Source organism: Bacillus sp. I-2 (assembly GCF_001974945.1).
In the GTDB taxonomy this organism is placed as follows: Bacteria; Bacillota; Bacilli; order Bacillales; family Bacillaceae; genus Bacillus; species Bacillus safensis.
In genome coordinates, this window is record NZ_LZRW01000044.1 from 250,783 (window position 1) to 267,624 (window position 16,842).

General features: G+C 40.5%; 18 protein-coding genes and 1 riboswitch. Of the genes, 14 read left to right on the forward strand and 4 right to left on the reverse strand.

Features of this window, described 5'->3' with window-relative positions; translation table 11 throughout:
- Positions 1 to 164 precede the first annotated feature (164 nt).
- A complete protein-coding gene (locus BAE31_RS16140) occupies positions 165 to 2,267 on the reverse strand; it encodes an ATP-dependent Clp protease ATP-binding subunit (protein WP_076840945.1) in 2,103 nt (700 codons plus the stop codon).
- 244 nt (positions 2,268 to 2,511) lie between these two features.
- Between BAE31_RS16140 and BAE31_RS16145 the strand changes: the two genes are divergently transcribed.
- From BAE31_RS16145 to queF, 5 genes are all read left to right on the forward strand, one after another.
- Positions 2,512 to 3,555, forward strand: coding sequence for a YkvI family membrane protein (locus tag BAE31_RS16145; protein ID WP_076840946.1), 1,044 nt, complete (start codon positions 2,512 to 2,514; stop codon positions 3,553 to 3,555).
- A 71-nt stretch (positions 3,556 to 3,626) separates the two neighbouring features.
- Positions 3,627 to 3,671: riboswitch (PreQ1 riboswitch) on the forward strand.
- 156 nt (positions 3,672 to 3,827) lie between these two features.
- Complete coding sequence (gene queC / locus BAE31_RS16150; RefSeq protein WP_076840947.1) at positions 3,828 to 4,484, forward strand: 7-cyano-7-deazaguanine synthase QueC; 657 nt, start codon at positions 3,828 to 3,830, stop codon at positions 4,482 to 4,484.
- Positions 4,485 to 4,925, forward strand: coding sequence for a 6-carboxytetrahydropterin synthase QueD (gene queD, locus BAE31_RS16155; RefSeq protein ID WP_041106034.1), 441 nt, complete (start codon positions 4,485 to 4,487; stop codon positions 4,923 to 4,925).
- Positions 4,918 to 5,649, forward strand: a complete 732-nt coding sequence (queE, locus tag BAE31_RS16160) for a 7-carboxy-7-deazaguanine synthase QueE (protein ID WP_041106036.1) — start codon at positions 4,918 to 4,920, stop codon at positions 5,647 to 5,649. Before queD ends, queE begins: the two co-directional genes overlap by 8 nt.
- Positions 5,650 to 5,664: 15 nt before the next feature.
- Positions 5,665 to 6,162 (forward strand): preQ(1) synthase, encoded by a 498-nt coding sequence (queF, locus tag BAE31_RS16165; RefSeq protein ID WP_024426839.1) that lies wholly within the window; start codon positions 5,665 to 5,667, stop codon positions 6,160 to 6,162.
- Positions 6,163 to 6,611: 449 nt separating this feature from the next.
- Here queF and BAE31_RS16175 read toward each other — a convergent pair whose 3' ends face one another.
- Positions 6,612 to 6,974, reverse strand: a complete 363-nt coding sequence (locus BAE31_RS16175; RefSeq protein ID WP_041106038.1) for a winged helix-turn-helix transcriptional regulator — start codon at positions 6,972 to 6,974, stop codon at positions 6,612 to 6,614.
- 168 nt (positions 6,975 to 7,142) lie between these two features.
- Between BAE31_RS16175 and BAE31_RS16180 the strand changes: the two genes are divergently transcribed.
- Positions 7,143 to 7,889 (forward strand): SDR family NAD(P)-dependent oxidoreductase, encoded by a 747-nt coding sequence (locus BAE31_RS16180; protein WP_075622919.1) that lies wholly within the window; start codon positions 7,143 to 7,145, stop codon positions 7,887 to 7,889.
- 393 nt (positions 7,890 to 8,282) lie between these two features.
- On the forward strand, positions 8,283 to 8,501 hold the full coding sequence (locus BAE31_RS16185; protein WP_024424687.1) for a hypothetical protein: 219 nt from the start codon (positions 8,283 to 8,285) through the stop codon (positions 8,499 to 8,501).
- A gap of 123 nt (positions 8,502 to 8,624) precedes the next feature.
- Here BAE31_RS16185 and BAE31_RS16190 read toward each other — a convergent pair whose 3' ends face one another.
- Positions 8,625 to 8,813: a YkvS family protein gene (locus BAE31_RS16190; protein ID WP_003211747.1), complete on the reverse strand. Its 189-nt coding sequence runs from the start codon at positions 8,811 to 8,813 to the stop codon at positions 8,625 to 8,627.
- A gap of 167 nt (positions 8,814 to 8,980) precedes the next feature.
- Here BAE31_RS16190 and BAE31_RS16195 point away from each other — a divergent pair, with 167 nt between their 5' ends.
- The 6 genes from BAE31_RS16195 to BAE31_RS16220 all read left to right on the forward strand — a co-directional run bounded on the left by BAE31_RS16195 (position 8,981) and on the right by BAE31_RS16220 (position 15,514).
- Positions 8,981 to 9,175, forward strand: coding sequence for a hypothetical protein (locus BAE31_RS16195; protein ID WP_024424688.1), 195 nt, complete (start codon positions 8,981 to 8,983; stop codon positions 9,173 to 9,175).
- A gap of 307 nt (positions 9,176 to 9,482) precedes the next feature.
- The gene (locus BAE31_RS16200) at positions 9,483 to 10,133 is read left to right on the forward strand and encodes a cell wall hydrolase (RefSeq protein WP_076840948.1); all 651 of its coding nucleotides are present in this window, start codon (positions 9,483 to 9,485) and stop codon (positions 10,131 to 10,133) included.
- A gap of 113 nt (positions 10,134 to 10,246) precedes the next feature.
- Positions 10,247 to 11,563 (forward strand): polysaccharide biosynthesis protein, encoded by a 1,317-nt coding sequence (locus BAE31_RS16205; protein WP_076840949.1) that lies wholly within the window; start codon positions 10,247 to 10,249, stop codon positions 11,561 to 11,563.
- A gap of 54 nt (positions 11,564 to 11,617) precedes the next feature.
- The gene (stoA, locus tag BAE31_RS16210) at positions 11,618 to 12,106 is read left to right on the forward strand and encodes an endospore biogenesis thiol-disulfide oxidoreductase StoA (protein WP_076840950.1); all 489 of its coding nucleotides are present in this window, start codon (positions 11,618 to 11,620) and stop codon (positions 12,104 to 12,106) included.
- Positions 12,107 to 12,395: 289 nt separating this feature from the next.
- Positions 12,396 to 14,315, forward strand: coding sequence for a heavy metal translocating P-type ATPase (locus BAE31_RS16215; protein ID WP_076840951.1), 1,920 nt, complete (start codon positions 12,396 to 12,398; stop codon positions 14,313 to 14,315).
- 104 nt (positions 14,316 to 14,419) lie between these two features.
- Complete coding sequence (locus BAE31_RS16220) at positions 14,420 to 15,514, forward strand: M24 family metallopeptidase (RefSeq protein WP_076840952.1); 1,095 nt, start codon at positions 14,420 to 14,422, stop codon at positions 15,512 to 15,514.
- Positions 15,515 to 15,567: 53 nt separating this feature from the next.
- Here the strand turns inward: BAE31_RS16220 and BAE31_RS19770 are convergent, their stop codons facing one another.
- On the reverse strand, positions 15,568 to 15,711 hold the full coding sequence (locus BAE31_RS19770; RefSeq protein ID WP_162842493.1) for a hypothetical protein: 144 nt from the start codon (positions 15,709 to 15,711) through the stop codon (positions 15,568 to 15,570).
- A gap of 93 nt (positions 15,712 to 15,804) precedes the next feature.
- Here BAE31_RS19770 and BAE31_RS16225 point away from each other — a divergent pair, with 93 nt between their 5' ends.
- A complete protein-coding gene (locus BAE31_RS16225; protein WP_041106055.1) occupies positions 15,805 to 16,794 on the forward strand; it encodes a LacI family DNA-binding transcriptional regulator in 990 nt (329 codons plus the stop codon).
- Positions 16,795 to 16,842 lie beyond the last annotated feature (48 nt).

The window sequence follows — 16,842 nt, forward strand, 5'->3', positions numbered from 1 at the left end:
ATTTTTCTTCATACATGATTTTGACAAGATCGTAGCTCCAATTCATCATGTGATTCACCTCTTTTTCTTTTATCGTAAAGGAAAAGAGGTGGGGGAGCGTCGGCGTTCAGATGGAACTTAGACGCCTCAACATGATGGAGGTGCATATCATCCTGAAGATGTAGTTATCCTTTTTTTACGACGATTTCGTCATGTTCAACATCCACAGTAAATCCAGAAAGCTGCTCCTCTTCAAGCAGGATCTCCGTCATTTGGTCTTCAACGTGCTCTTGGATGGTTCTTCGAAGTGGACGAGCACCAAATGCAGGGTGATATCCAAGCTCTGCGATTTTTTCTTTCGCTTCATTTGTGACATGGACTGTTAAATTTTGCTCTTTTAATTGCTCTGACAGTTCATTGAGCAGAAGATCAACAATCTTCACTAAATCATCTCTGTCTAATGATTCAAACTGAATGATGCTGTCAAAACGGTTCAAAAATTCTGGTTTGAAGTAGCTGCTCAGTGAATCAATGAGTGATTGTTCCTCAATCGCTTCTTCCTGATCAGATTGGAAGCCCACTTTGACTGTTTTTTCTGCACTGCCTGCGTTACTTGTCATGATGATGACTGTATCTTTAAAGCTGACCGTTCTGCCTTGGCTGTCTGTTAAGCGGCCATCTTCCATGATTTGCAGGAAGATGTGCTGTACATCTGGGTGTGCTTTTTCGATTTCATCCAGCAAAATGATGCTGTATGGTTTTCTGCGCACTTTTTCAGTCAGTTGGCCAGCTTCATCATGTCCAACGTAACCAGGAGGAGAACCGATGAGTTTGGACACAGAGTGTTTTTCCATGTACTCACTCATATCTAAACGAATGATCGCATCTCTTGAACCGAATAATTCTTCAGCTAACGTTTTAGACAATTCGGTTTTCCCGACACCTGTTGGTCCAACGAAAAGGAAGGAGCCTGTTGGTCTATGTTTCGATTTTAAACCAGCTCTGCTTCTTTTCACGGCTTTCGCCACTTTATCAACCGCATGCTCCTGTCCAATCACTCGTGCTTTTAGACGGACGTCAATTTCTTTCATTTTGGTTTGTTCGTCTGCTTGCAGTTTACCGACAGGAATGCCTGTTTTTTGTTCCACAATGGCCTGAATGTCCTCTGCTGTAACGATATGCTCTTTTTCAGTTGTTTTGTTTTGAAGTCTTGCTTCAATGGCTTCTTCTTCATCGCGAAGCTTCGCTGCTTTTTCATATTGTTCTTCTTTTAGCGCAGCTTGTTTTTCTGCGGCAATTTGCGCTAATCGGTTTGTCAGCTCATCTTCACTTGCTGCATCAATGGAGAGGTTCGCTTTTGAACCAGCTTCATCCATTAAATCAATGGCTTTATCCGGCAAATGACGGTCTTGAATATACCGCGAAGATAGTTGAACGCACGCTTTGATTGCTTCATCTGAATAGGTGACACCATGATAGGCCTCGTACTTATCTTGGATGCCTTTTAAGATGTCGATCGCTTCATCTTGTGTTGGCTCATCTACGATGACGGGCTGGAAGCGCCGTTCGAGTGCAGCATCTTTTTCAATTTGGCGATATTCTTTTAATGTCGTCGCACCTACTAGCTGCAGTTCGCCTCTTGCAAGGGCTGGTTTTAAAATGTTTCCAGCATCCATTGATCCTTCTGCAGATCCTGCACCCACAAGAAGGTGGATTTCATCTACAAATAAGATGATATTTTTACGGCTTTGCAGTTCCTTGATTAACTGCTTCATTCTTTCCTCAAATTGACCGCGTACACCTGTGTTTGCGACAAGTGAAGAAACATCTAATAAATAGATTTGTTTGTTCTTTAATTTATTTGGCACATCGCCGCTCGCAATTTTGAGCGCGAGTCCTTCTGCGATCGCTGTTTTCCCAACACCTGGTTCACCAATAAGAACAGGGTTATTTTTATTTCTTCTATTTAAAATCTCAATGACTCTTGCGACTTCTTCATCACGGCCAATGACTGGATCAATTAAACCAGCATTTGCTCCATCTGTTAAGTTACGGCCAAGCTCATCGAGTAAGCCTTTTTGCTTTGGCTGCTCCATGTTTGGGGCATGACCTGCTGCCTGAGAGAAGAATGAACTTCCTCCAAAAAGCTGAGGTCCCATTTTCATTTTTGACTGCTCCATCAAAGAGGTATAGCAGTCTTCACATAAAACCATTTGGCTCCGGGACGAATTTACTTGCATATTCAGGCGAATAGTTGCTTCATTTACTTGACAATGTTGACAACGCATTTGCCATGACCTCCTTAAAATAAAGTTTGACTTTATTTGACCAATGAATGTTAAAGAAAATGGTCTATTGTTTGACCATCTTTGACTATAGTATACTCTGACCTATTTTGACTTTCAACTGTTTTGCTCAAAAGGGAATAAAAATCCTTTTTTGCATTTAATCATGGTTTGTCCTTCTTTTCAAGGAACTTGTCTCATAGGATAAAAAAGGAACAATCGAAAGTGATGGGTGCGGAGGGGTCACATGAAACGTTCAAATGAATCCGCTTTTCAGCTTGCCTTTGTTTATGTAGGAACAGTGGTTGGAGCTGGGTTTGCGACAGGGAAAGAAATCGTAGAATTTTTTGTTCGTTTTGGCTGGATTGGACTATTCGGAATCCTGATTAGCGGTGTTATTTTTACTGGCCTTGGGGCAAAAATGATGCTGATTTCGAAACGAATCGAAGCAGAATCTTATCAAGATATGAACCGTTTTTTATTTGGCGCAGCTGCGAGTCGATATATTAATATTGTCATGTTTTTTATTTTACTTGGTGTCACCTCAGTCATGATTTCAGGCGCAGGGGCTATTTTTGAAGAACAGCTTGGTATATCGAAGGAGTATGGGATCTTTTTGACGATCATTCTGAGCGTCATTGTACTTTTTAAAGGTTCAAAAGGGCTATTTGGAGTCAACGTCCTTGTCGTTCCAATGCTGATTTTCTTTTCAATGATCGTGTTTCTTGATTCATTTGTGTTTAGCAGCAGTGAAAGTTATGTTCTTGCGCTGCAAATGGGTGAGGGCGAGTGGATATTATCAGCAGTGTCATATGGTGCCTTTAATTTAGCACTGTCACAGGCAGTGTTAGTACCCGTCGCAAATGAAATGACCTCTGAGACGGTCATTAAAAAGGGAGCCGTGCTTGGGGGCGTCATGCTGACACTCATTTTGCTTGCTTGTTTCTTATCTCTTTCTTCATTAGATATGCTGGAGGCGTTTGATATTCCAATGGCTCAGGTGGTGTATCAAGTTGCAAACTCCATTCATCTCATTTATCTATTTGTCATCTTCGGTGAAGTTTTTACATCCGTCATAGGCAATTTATACGGGCTAGAGAGACAAGTGAGGGCATATATCCGAATGAACAGCATCTTTACGATATCTCTTATTCTCATATGCTGCTATGTGATTAGTAAAATTGGTTACGGTACACTGATTTCAACGGTTTATCCGGTTTTTGGCTATGTCAGCATCTTTTTTATCCTCTTTCTTTTTCTAAAAAAAGTCCCTGCATCGCTTGATAAGTAAAGAAGGGATAGCCTGCATGAAAAATATGTGGTACACTATCCTCTGTGAAAATTGAACAAAAATCCGTGAAGACGGGAGAGGTTCTAGCAAAACCCTCTATAAAAAACTAAGGACTTGCCGTATCCTTGGATGTGGCATTTTTTATTTTTTATGGCTGGACACCTCATACACATGTAAAGGTGTCTTTTCTTTTGAGAAAAATAGGGGTTTTTAGGAGCCTTTCAGATGCAGTGTTGTACGGTTGTACATCTGCAAAAGGAGGAGAACAGAAAATGAAAAATGAAAAAGCAGTTGTTGTCTTTAGCGGGGGACAGGACAGTACGACCTGTTTATTATGGGCACTTCAACAATTTGAAGAGGTAGAAACAGTGACCTTTCATTATAATCAGCGTCATCAAGAAGAAATTGATGTCGCCAAAAGAATCGCTGACAAATTAGGTGTGAAGAATCATCTATTAGATATGTCACTTTTAAATCAACTGGCACCTAATGCTTTAACAAGAGGTGACATTGACATTGAGGAAAAAGAAGGCGAGCTTCCTTCCACATTTGTACCAGGAAGAAACTTAGTGTTCTTATCCTTCGCTTCTATTCTGGCGTATCAAATTGGAGCAAGACATATTATCACAGGTGTTTGTGAGACAGACTTTAGCGGCTATCCAGATTGCCGTGACGAGTTTGTGAAATCTTGCAATGTCACGGTGAATTTAGCAATGGAAAAACCATTTGTGATTCATACACCACTGATGTGGCTGAATAAAGCAGAAACATGGAAGCTGGCAGACGAGCTCAATGCGCTGGATTTTGTGAAAAATGAAACGCTCACTTGCTATAACGGCATCATCTCTGATGGCTGCGGGGAATGTCCTGCGTGTAAGCTGCGGAAAAACGGTTATGACACTTATATGGAAATGAAGGAGGCAAACTAAATGCTTTCTCAAATCTATCCACAAACCAATCATCCATTTTCATTTGAATTAAATAAAGACATGCATGTATCTGCTGCCCATTTCATTCCGCGAGAAGATGCGGGCGCATGCAGCCGTGTTCATGGTCATACGTACACCATCAATATCACGATTGCGGGAGACGAGCTAGATGAATCGGGTTTCCTTGTCAATTTCAGTACATTGAAGAAGCTCATTCATGGGCAGTACGATCACACGCTGCTCAATGATCATGAGGAATTCTCATCAAACGATCGATACGCGATGCCAACCACTGAGGTGGTGGCAAAGACCATACATGACAAAGTCGCAGCGTATTTATCAACTTTATCGAACAAGCCGACATGTGTTCAGGTTTTTGTCAGAGAGACACCAACAAGCTATTGCATTTACCGTCCGAAACGAGTTGAGATCAATGGCTAAAGCGATTCCCGTATTAGAAATCTTTGGTCCAACCATTCAAGGAGAAGGAATGGTCATTGGACAAAAAACCATGTTTGTTAGAACGGCTGGCTGTGACTACTCGTGCAGCTGGTGTGATTCCTCTTTTACATGGGATGGCTCAGCGAAGCATGACATTCAGTGGCTTGAGGCAGAAGACATTGTCAAAGAATTAAAAAGAATAGGCGGGCAGGCTTTTTCTCATGTCACCATTTCAGGGGGAAACCCGGCGCTTTTAAAACAAATGGAATCCCTCATTGATTTACTGCATGAAGAGGGAATTGATACAGCGCTTGAAACACAAGGGACAATGTATCAGGAATGGTTTTTGAAAATTGATGATTTAACCATTTCTCCTAAGCCGCCAAGCTCGAATATGAAAACAGATTTTACGAAACTAACACGTATCATAGATGAGCTGAAAAACGGAAATAGGTTGCAGCATGCTAGCCTGAAGGTCGTGATTTTTGACGATCGTGATCTAGCGTATGCGAAGGATGTTCATGCGAAATACCCTGAGCTTGCGTTTTATTTGCAGGTAGGAAATGATGACACGACGACAGGTGATGATGCGTACTTATTGACGCATTTATTAAAGAAATATGAAGCGCTTGTCGATCAAGTCGCGCAAGATCCAGACTTAAACCGCGTAAGAGTGCTGCCGCAGCTGCACACGTTATTGTGGGGAAATAAACGAGGCGTATAGAAAGGAAGAGATGACATGACGACAAGAAAACCAGAAGAATTAGAAGGTGTCACGTTACTAGGAAACCAAGGAACCAATTATTTGTTTGATTATGCACCACAAGTGCTTGAAACGTTTCCAAATAAACATACAAATAGAGATTACTTTGTGAAATTCAACTGCCCAGAATTTACATCACTATGTCCGCAAACAGGACAGCCTGATTTTGCGACAGTTTATATCAGCTATATCCCAAATGAAATCATGGTCGAAAGTAAATCGCTAAAATTATATTTGTTCAGCTTCCGTAACCATGGTGACTTCCATGAGGACTGTATGAACATTATTATGAACGACCTGATTGAATTGATGGACCCAAGGTATATTGAAGTTTGGGGCAAATTTACGCCAAGAGGCGGTATTTCCATTGACCCGTATACGAACTACGGAAAACCCGGCACGAAATATGAGGAAATGGCAGAATACCGTATGATGAACCATGATATGTATCCGGAGACGATTGATAATCGGTAATTATTTCGCTGTGTGAGACGGAGTGTGAAACGAACTGGGGTCACAATAAAAATGGAAAAAGTCACACCTGAAAATACTCATGGGAATTGTATGATAAAGTGTGACCTGAGGTGCAACCTGAACTGTGACTTCTATGCAGAGAAAAATTGATAGTTCAGAAGCAGATGAAGGCGTACAATTTGTACGTCTTTTCTTTTTTATCCGAAAGAAAAAATGCCTATCTAGAGATCAGAGGCATTAAATATTATGATCATATCTTCATTCATTTTTTGGCTAAGTTTCTAAACCTTCTCTAACATTTGAAACAGCTCTTTTTTGAATTTCATCAAAGTTTTCCTGAATATAGTCCATGACACTTTTGAATAGAACTTCACTTTCAAAATTGACTATCTCATTTATTTCTGACTGTTCTTCATCTGTTAGGTGATGGTATTGAAGTTGTTTAGGATTTACTTCAGCTGCTGCAGCTCTGGTTGTACAATTTCATATTCACCTTCTGCATACTCTTGCTCCGCATAATGGCTCCCCCATTGACAGAGCTCCTGCAAGATAGGTTTAAGAGATTCTCCAAGTTCAGTGGATGAATATTCAACCTTCGGCGGTACTTGATTATACATCTTTCTGGTCACAAGTCCACTGGCCTCAAGCTCTCTAAGTGTTTGAATCAGCATTTTCTGAGTGATATTTGGGATAATGCGCTTTAATTCACTCGTTCTCTTTGGTCCATTCATTAAAAAGTATAATACAAGGCCTTTCCATTTTCCGCCAATCACTTCCTTTGTCACTTCAAACCCACAGCTAAATTTTTTCATGTCTAAAGCTCTCCAATCCACATTTATTACTTTTTAGTTACTATATCACAAAAAAGTGGGTACTTCCGATAATGTGCTTACTGAAGGATACTATATCTTGTAAGTTGTTCTTCAAGTACTTAAAGGTACTAAACATAAAATAATATGAATTCTAAAGGAGTGTTAAGTATGGGGAAATTTGAAGGTAAAGTAGCGCTTGTAACGGGTGGAACAAGTGGGATTGGTCTTGCTACAGCACAAAAATTTGTAAACGAAGGTGCATATGTTTATATCACGGGACGTAGACAAAACGAACTTGATAAAGCTGTTAACCAAATTGGCAAGAACGTAACCGGTGTTCAAGGTGATATTTCTAAGCTTGAAGACTTAGACAAACTATATGACATGATAAAGCAGGAAAAAGGTAAGTTGGACATCCTTTTTGCTAATGCAGGCATCGGCAACTTCCTTCCATTAGGTGAAATTACTGAAGAGCAGGTTGATAGAACGTTCGACATTAACGTGAAAGGAACCATTTTTACTGTTCAAAAAGCGCTATCACTATTCCCGGACAAAGTAGGTTCTATTATTGTAACGGGCTCTACTGCTGGATCAATTGGTAACCCAGCATTTAGTGTATATGGAGCATCTAAAGCAGCATTAAGAGCACTAGTTCGCAACTGGATTCTTGACCTAAAAGGTACTGAAATTCGTGTAAATGTGGTAAGTCCAGGAGTTATTCTTACACCTGCATACGATGAGCTTTTTGGTGATGCACTTGAAGGAGCGATGGAAAATGCCAGAAAAACTGTTCCAGCTGGAACAGTTGGGACACCTGAAGAAGTAGCAAACGCTGTATCTTTCCTTGCATCAGACGAAAGCAGTTACTTGACGGGTGTTGAATTGTTCGTAGATGGCGGGCTAGCACAGGTATAATGTCCCTGCGAAGGGATTACAAATAAGTCCCCAAAAAAAGTTAATGGGGTTTTACTTGAGTCGCATAAAAAAGTCGTTTTCCTTATGTCCTTGAGTAACCACAAATGCTGTAAACTAAGTTTGATGATGGATATGTAAAATGAGAAAAAAGGAAAAGACATGCCGGATGCATGTCTTTTTTTGCGAATCAGCCATAAAAAAAAGAGAAGAGTCATGTCACTCTTCTCATACGAATGGGAATAGAACTTGCTAGGACGGCTGGGGGCTACCAGCTCGTAAATTTATTATACATGACAGAACGTATGTTTGTAAAGAGGGATCATGCTTTTTTTGCTTATTTCATTTGATGTAAGATAAAATAGAGGCAATGAATGATAAACGGAGGCGTTTGAGTTGGCAAACAAAGAAGAGCGGGCAGAGCAGCTGCTAATGGAGCTAAAGGAAGAGCTTCAAATGCTTGAACATCAAAACAAAGAACGGTATAAATGGAGTGCCTCCACATTGCTTGGAGTGATTGCCCTCTTGATTGATAAAGGAGTGATCACACCCGAGGAAGTCGAGATGTACAAGACGAAGGCGGAAATGCAAACCTTTCATACGCAAAAAGACTGACCCCACTTTAAGTGGTATCAGTCTTTTTCATATGTGATTGTTCAAATAGAGCAAAGTTGTCAAACGAGCCAAATTTGCTTTATATATACGTATGTACCGATCGTCTGAATTGAGGATTGCAAATTAATGTACGGAGTCTTTGATGATTTTATAGTTTTTATGATTAACGACTGTTAGTGAATCCAGTTCTAAATCTCTATAGTTGTCCATAATGGTGACATCCACAATGACAGAGTTTTCATTCACTTTTTCAACTACACCTGTTAAACCATTTCTAAATTCGATCACATTTCCAATTTTTGCAATCTTCAACCGATCCCTCTCCTTTAAAAACAGATTTCATTCCCTATTAAAAAGTATTTTGCAATATTTTCATACCAATGTAAAGGATAAAGACGTTTTTGTTTTGTTTTCGTTGTATGCTCTTCTAACGAATGGTATATTTAATAATTGATCATGGCTGAAAAGGAGCGGTTTTTTTGACTGAAGAACAAATCCTCACCATCCTCGAATCTTTACGGAATGGGACGGAAAAACAGGTGACCATCCAAAAAGATGACTTTTTAACGTTTCGTTCTGTTTTGGTGAATCAAGATGATTTTAAACATTTTCGTGGGATCGCCAAACATGGTGGAGATGTTATTTTTGAATATCTTACAGAAGCAAGAAGCTAAAGCTTTTTCTCATTGATGAGAGAAAGCTTTTTTTATTTTCGTTCTTTTGTCACACTTCAAACCACTCTGATACATATGAAAAGAAAATGTAATAACCCATAATCAGGAGCATAAGGATGATGATAGGTGAAAAAGGGACCTTTTTAAGCGCTAACAATTCCATTTTATGTGCGCAAAACTAGGACATGCCATTTAATGACGGAATTTGGACAGGCATGTAAATCTTTGTGCGTGAAAATAGAATGAGGTCTTGTTAGAGTGGACAAGTATCTTACAGCCTACTTTGATTAAAGGAGGAAAAAGGCGAATGATTAAAATTCATACAGCTCTTTTTGTCATCCTTATGCTCGTTGCAGCAATGAAGATGGACAATATACAAGAGCAGCAAGGCACATTAAGTCACGAACTTTCACAAACACCTGTTAAACATCAGCTTTCATATATAGATCAAGATCACGATCAAGTCATCCCAGCATTTTCTGAAGAGAAGCGTCAGCCAAAAGTGAAAATGCTAAGTACGTCAACAGAAGAAAAGTCTTCAAAACCGAAGCAAAAGAAAAAAGTAAAATCTGAAACAACGAATAAGGCAAGCGGCAAACAGTATTCTAATGAAGAAATGGAACTGCTTTCTCGGTTGGTTCACGCTGAAGCGAAAGGTGAATCTTACGAAGGGAAAAAAGCGGTGGCAAGCGTTGTTTTAAACAGAGTAGAGCATCGTTCTTTTCCTGACAGCGTGAAAGGTGTGATTTATCAGCGAAATGCTTTCCAGCCAGTATCAAATGGAAGTATTCATGATAAGGCAGATCAAGATTCTATTAAAGCGGTGAAGCAGGTAGTCAAAGAACATGACAGAACAACAAAGGCTATCTATTTTTATAATCCAAAAACGGCAACAGATCACTGGATTCGTTCCCGCAAAATTGTAGAACGTATTGGACGTCACGTGTTTGCCGTATAGAGAAAAAGAGCGATCAATGAGATTGCTCTTTTTTTGTCTTCAATTATTAAAATATTTTTTGGACTTGTCTCATAGAATGTGAAAAGAATTTGCTTTAGACAAGGGGAGGCTACATGAATCGATTTGTAAAAGGGGTCATTCTGCTATCTGTCGCAGCTTTTATTGCAGAGTGTATAGAGTTTTTAGTCAATATGATTTTAGCGAGAGAGCTTGGAGAACATGGAATGGGCTTATATATGAGTATCCTTCCAATCATCATGCTTGTCCTTGTGATCGCCAGTTTAGAGCTGCCAGTCTCCATTTCTAAATTCATTGCAGAATCACATGAGCGTCTCCACAAAAGCATGCTCCGTCATGCCTTTAAAATGACGCTTGTGGTGACAAGTACAACTACAGCTGTCGCAGCCATTGTACTGCCTTTCATTCCAGTGTTTCAGTCGTATCATCCATTAATGAAGGGTCTAGTGCTGTCACTTATCCCGATTATTGCGTTTACCTCCATTGCCCGCGGCTATTTTATGGGAAAACAGCAAATGGGCAGAATCGCTTTAGCCAATATGCTGAAGAAAACGATCCAGCTTATTTGCTTGTTTTTGTTTTTTCATTGGTATTCGTTTGATATTGAAACAGCAGTACTCATCGCCATTGGTGTCATTGTTGCGAGTGATCTTGTTGTCTTTATTTATTTATACTCCCAATACGTCATGGCAAAAAATGCTGTGAAAGTCAGGTCTGTTGAATTAAGAGGAAGTGATGTGCGAAAGCGCCTATTAGCCGTTTCCATTCCGACAACGGGCATGCGCATCTTTCATGCGATCGCCAATGCAGTTGAACCATTTTTAATCAAAGGAGCGCTCGTTGCAGCAGGCATTTCTGGAACACTTGCTGTTGATCATTACGGCATGCTGGCTGGTGTCGCAATGTCGATCGGTTTTTTCCCGGCGTTTATTGCTCATTCCATCATGATTGTGATGATTCCGAGTGTCTCTGAAGCCTATGCTTTAGGTCAGTATGATCTTGTGAAAAAACGTGTCAGACAGGCGATTCTCATAACGTTTGGATACGGGGTGCCGGCAGTGATGGTCATGTATTATTTTGCTTACCCGCTCACACAGCTTTTTTTTGATTCACCGCAAGCTGCTGTCTATTTACAGCTGCTTTGGCCATACTTTTTATGCCATCTGTTTGTGATGCCGTTTCAAGCGTGTTTAATCGGTATGGGGCTCATCAAAGATGTGTTCCTACATAATATATGGGTGCATGTCGTCTCTTTTTCTATGGTGTATTTCCTCGGTTCAATTGAAAGCTTGAATATGATGGGGGTCATTTTAGGGATGAACACAGGCATGCTGCTGTTGACTGCCCTGCATTATGCGACGATTTGTAAGGAGCTCGGCGTTTCAATGTTTCTTACATTGAAAAAAGCTTGAATGTCATCGCCATCGAGAGGGCAAGCTAGAAGAAAACTGGGAAGGAAGATCATGATGAATCGTAAACATCTATCCGCCAGTCTTCTGATGATGACCCTGCTGCTATTTCTAATGAGCGCAGCAGCAGAAGCAAAAGAGCCCGTGATGGCGCCAAGGATAGAGGCGCCGACATTAAATGGTGACATGAAGATGGTTCCCGAAAAAGGGAAAAAGACCATTTTGCATTTTTGGACAACATGGTGTCCGTCCTGCAAAATGGAGCTGCCCGAATTTGAACAGATTGTCAAAGAAAATCAGAGTGATGTTGACATATTAAACGTGAATTTACTAGGTGCTGAACAAAGTAAACATGCTGTTGCCCAATTTGTGAAAGATAGAAGGTTTACATTCCCGATCATACTAGATGAACACGGAGAAATGATGAAGAAATATCAAATCATCACCATTCCAACGACCTTTTTGATTAATGAAAAAGGAGAAGTGGTGAAAAATCATGTAGGTCCACTGACAAAAAAACAAATCAAAGAGTGGACAAATTCGTAGAACAAATCCTTTCTGTGAAAGAACCAATTCTGTTGGTTCTTTTTTGTGTTCGTTTGCTTTTCATCTGAATACACTGTGCTCAGAAGAAGACGGAACGGTCTATATCAATAATGATAATTATTATCAAAAAGAAATTATAATAATTATTAATTGAAAATTGGTCAGAACCTGTTATAATGAGTTACAGACCAATAAAAAGCTTGAAATAGCAGAAAATATAGATGGAAAAAGAAACGGGTAACGATTGATAATGTGAAAACGATTATCAATTAGAGAGGAGAAAACAATTATGAATGAGAATACAGCACTTTACCAAACGACAAATCAAAAGGAATCGAAATGGTCCTTACATAAATGGGCACAGCACGGAGAATTAATTGCAGCCGGTATCTCAGGGATTCTCATTTTAATTGGATGGGTTCTAAAGGATGAGAGCATGTGGAGCATTCCTCTTTTCATCCTAGCATTTGTTATTGGAGGTTTTGCAAAGGCGAAGGAAGGAATTGAAGAAACGATTTCGTCTAAGACCTTGAATGTGGAACTTTTAATGATTTTCGCAGCAATAGGCTCAGCTCTAATCGGCTATTGGGCAGAAGGCGCTATCTTAATTTTTATTTTCTCACTGAGTGGTGCGCTTGAAACGTATACGTCAAATAAAAGCAAGAAAGATTTAACAGCATTAATGAGCATTGCACCGGATGAAGCAACTTTAATTGAAGAAGACGGTACGACCATTCAAATCGCCGCTTCATCATTAACACCAGGTGACCGGATTATGGTCAAAGCTGGGGAACGCATTGCAGCAGATGGTGTCATTTTAAGCGGGAGAACAAGTGTGGATGAATCTGCCCTCACAGGCGAATCTATTCCACAGGAAAAAGGGCAGGGGGAAGACGTATTTGCAGGAACAGTGAATTTAAATGGTTCCTTAACAGTGGAAGTCACGAAACATAATGAAGAAACGTTATTCCATAAAATTATTAAACTTGTTGAATCCGCTCAAGAAAGTGTTTCGCCAAGCCAGGCATTTATCGAAAAATTTGAAGGGGCCTATGTAAAAGGTGTGCTGATCACCGTTGCGGTATTAATGGTACTGCCTCATTTTGTCCTCGGCTGGAGTATGAGTGAAACCTTCTACCGGGCAATGGTGTTTATGGTCGTTGCTTCACCTTGTGCTCTAGTTGCATCCATCATGCCAGCAGCATTGTCATTGATCTCAAATGGCGCGAGAAATGGAATGCTTGTTAAAGGAAGTGTCTTTTTAGAAAAACTAGGCACGAGCAGCATGATTGCTTTTGATAAAACGGGGACGATTACAAGCGGGAAGCCAGCCGTAGAACAAGTCATCATGGCTAAAGGACAGGATGAATCTGCTTTTTACCAGGCACTCTATCAAATTGAGAGTCAATCAAACCACCCATTAGCAAAAGCAATTTCTGATATGGCAAAAGAGCACCAAACAGAAAGAACAGCCCATGTCACCATTGAAGAAACCTCTGGATTTGGTGTGAAAGCACAATTAAATGGAGAAACGTGGCGGATTGGGAAGAAAGACTTTGCGGGTAAGGCGTCAATCGACCGCGAGATTGAAGAGACAGGTGATGACCTTTCCGCGCAAGGATACACAGTGGTCTACGTTCAAAAGGATGAAAAAGTGGTTGGCTGTCTTGGCCTTAAGGATCAAATCAGACCTGAAGCCAAAAAAATGATTCAAGAACTAAATGATTTAGGCATCCAAACCGTCATGCTGACAGGAGATCAGCAAAAAACGGCTGAAGCTATTGCGCAGGAAGCCGGTATCCAAGCTGTCGTGGCTGAATGTCTTCCAGATGAAAAGGTACATGAGCTCAATCAATTAAAAAAACAAGGTAATTCAATCATCATGGTAGGAGACGGAATCAATGATGCACCAGCGCTCGCCACAGCAGATGTTGGGGTTGCGATGGGCGGAGGCACAGATGTTGCCTTAGAAACAGCGGATCTCATCTTAATGAAGAACAATTTAAATAACCTAACAAAGATGATCCGTCTTTCAAGAAAAATGAATCGAATCATTAAGCAAAACATTATTTTCTCATTAACGGTGATCTGTCTGTTGATTTGTGCGAATTTCTTACAAGTGCTTGATTTGCCTTTTGGTGTCATCGGGCATGAAGGAAGTACGATTTTGGTCATTTTAAATGGTCTGCGTCTGCTTCGTGCATCTTAAATCAATCATCAGGGCGCACTGGATTCATGCCAGTGCGCTTTTGTGCGAAATACAGCAAAAACTGATACAATAGACCAGTAGTAAAACGTGTGAGGAGGATCATGATGAACCGAATGAAGAGCTTGTCTTCTTGGCTTAAGAAAGAAGACATTCAAGGTGCATTTATACATACAAAGGAAAATGTGTTTTATCTATCTGGATACTTCACAGAGCCGCATGAAAGAGTGATGGGGCTGTTTGTGTTCCAAGAGGCAGAACCATTTTTTATTTTGCCTAAAATGGAAGTCGAGCAGGCAAAAAATGCAGGATGGTCCGGCGATATTATTGGATATGAAGATCATGAGAATCCATTTGATTTCATTCAATCAGCGATAGAAAAACGAGATATTCAAACGGCGCGTCTTGCGATTGAAAAAGAATCGATTCCGCTTCAAAGAGCAGAACAGCTCCAAGCTGTTATCGGAGCTAAAACGTTCGTTCGGGCTGAAGATGCGCTCAATCAGCTCAGACTGATTAAAGATGAATCTGAAATTGCTACACTGAAAAAAGCGGCTCAATTGGCAGATGAAGGTGTAAAAATTGGGGTTAACGCCTTAAAAGAAGGAATCACAGAAACAGAAGTGCTCGCTGTCATAGAATATGAACTAAAGAAAAAAGGCATTCAAGGTATGTCCTTTTCCACCATGGTTCTCTTTGGTGAAAAATCAGGCGAGCCTCATGGAAATCCGGGGCAGGCAGCCTTAAAGAAAGGCGATTTTGTGTTATTTGACCTTGGCGTCATTGTCGATGGATATTGCTCAGACATCACAAGAACATTCATCTATCAGGAAGCTTCTGAAAAACAAAAGGACATCTATCAAACCGTCTTAAATGCAGAAATGGCAGCACTTGAAATGAGTAAGCCCGGCGTGAGGATCGGTGATCTTGACTTAAAAGCTCGCGGGCTAATAACAGAAGCGGGATATGGTGAATATTTCCCTCATCGCCTCGGCCATGGATTAGGCGTTTCTGTTCATGAGTTTCCTTCTATGAGTCAGGCAAATGATGACCTTCTGCAAGAAGGTATGGTGTATACGATTGAACCAGGAATTTATGTGCCAGGAGTCGGCGGCGTAAGAATTGAAGATGATGTTCTCATTACGGCAGATGGTCCAGTCACCTTAACCAATTATCCGAAAGAGCTGACGATCATCAAGTAATAAAAAAATCACGATGAACGTCCAGGTCTTGGAAGTGTCATCGTGATTTTTTATCACTCTTCTCGATCCTTATCAACAAAAAAATCATCAATTGATTGAAACGGTTTGATTTTATGTTCTTTTCCTAAAGGATGTAATGCAAAACGAGCAGAAAACAAAACAGTCATACATAATATAATCCATATGATGAAACCCATCTTGAATTCCCCTTTCCATCCAGTGATTTGTTCAGCTCACATACATCTTAAAGTATGAAACGCTTACCATATCAAGAGAAAGTAGGAGAAAAAATGGCAAACATAAGGGAGATTGCGAAAAGAGCGGGCGTATCTGTGACAACCGTATCACGTGTGTTGAATGAGCATCCTTATGTTAAAGAAGAAAAAAGAGAACGTGTTCTACAAGCGATGGAAGATCTCAAGTATACGAGAAACATCCAGGCGGTCCATTTAGCGAAGGGCTATTCGAATATGCTTGGCATTGTCCTTCCAAACATTGAACACTCTTATTTCAGCACACTCGTCACAGGTATTGCAGAAAAAGCACAGGCGCGCGGTATGCACTTTGCTTTATTTCAAACAGGATATGACCCATTAAAAGAAAAAGAAGCGTTAATGAGTTTAAAAGAACGCCGTGTGGACGGTTTAATATTTTGTTCAAATGCATTAAGTGAAAGGCACATTTTAAAGTGGCAGGAATCAGGACCGATTATATTTTGTCATCCTGCGCTGCACGATCAATGCTCAACCGTGTCGATTGCGCATGATCAAGCATTTAAGGAAGGCCTGCGTCATTTGGCGGCATGCGGCCATCAACGAATTGCGATCGTTCTCGCCAGAACAGAAGGAGCGAATAGCAAGTCGCGCCTTCAGGCTTATCAAGACATGATGCAATCGCTCGGGCAGACCATTGATGAGGAATGGATCATCGAAGGGAAGTTATCCCTGCTTGATGGGAAGCAATTATTTGCAGAATGGCAGGAAATGAAAAATCGTCCTACAGCTTTATTCATCACAAATGACGAAGTCTCTGCAGGCTTTTTATTAGAGGCGCAGCGTCATGACATAAAAGTAGGAGAATCACCAGCCATACTCAGCTTTCAAAATAACCAATTGAGTGAGGCTTTGGGGATTTCCAGCATTCATATTCCCCTCAAACAAATGGGGCAGGAAGCGTTTGACTTGTTCGATCGGGCATTAAAGGGAGAGAAATCAGAAAAAAGAATGCTGCCATTTCGCCTGATTGAGCGAACAACAACCGTTTTGAAAAACAATCGTTGACGCACGTTTCATCTGTTTTGTACGATAAGAGGGATTGAATAAGAAGGA